Here is a 355-nt window from a genome sequence, read left to right as displayed (position 1 = left end):
CCCGGTAGGACCAACGCGCGTCGGGGTGGTCCCCGCATCCGTCACGGCCACGACCACCCCGTCGACGATGTCCACGTCGACCACCCGGCCGCCCTGCAGCCGGGCCCCCGCGATCCGGTCCACGTGCCGCGGCGCGACTCGCTCGGCCCCGGCTCCGCGCTGTGCATCGCGCTGTGCCGCTCGTCGTGGTTCCATCGTTCCCCTCCTCTGCCGACTCGTGCGTTCCCCGCCGACCCTCCGACTCGGCCCCTCTCGGCAGCCCGGGCTTTCTGATCGGGTGCGGCACTTGTGCATCCGACCCCGGAGCGGGATAGTGACCCCGGGTATTGATCGGATCAATAATGATGAGTGTGGT

1 protein-coding gene is annotated in these 355 nt (G+C 70.4%); it reads right to left on the bottom strand.

Going from position 1 to position 355, the window contains the following annotated elements; all coding sequences use genetic code 11:
* Window positions 1-195, bottom strand: a 195-nt coding sequence (locus H483_RS38620) for a hypothetical protein (protein WP_152427916.1), incomplete at its 3' end; no start/stop codon positions are given.
* Window positions 196-355: the final 160 nt, after the last annotated feature.

It is taken from the genome of Dietzia sp. UCD-THP, assembly GCF_000349585.1.
GTDB lineage: Bacteria > Actinomycetota > Actinomycetes > Mycobacteriales > Mycobacteriaceae > Dietzia > Dietzia natronolimnaea_A.
Note: the sequence above shows the minus strand (reverse complement) of the source record. Positions and strands in the feature narration are given on the sequence as shown.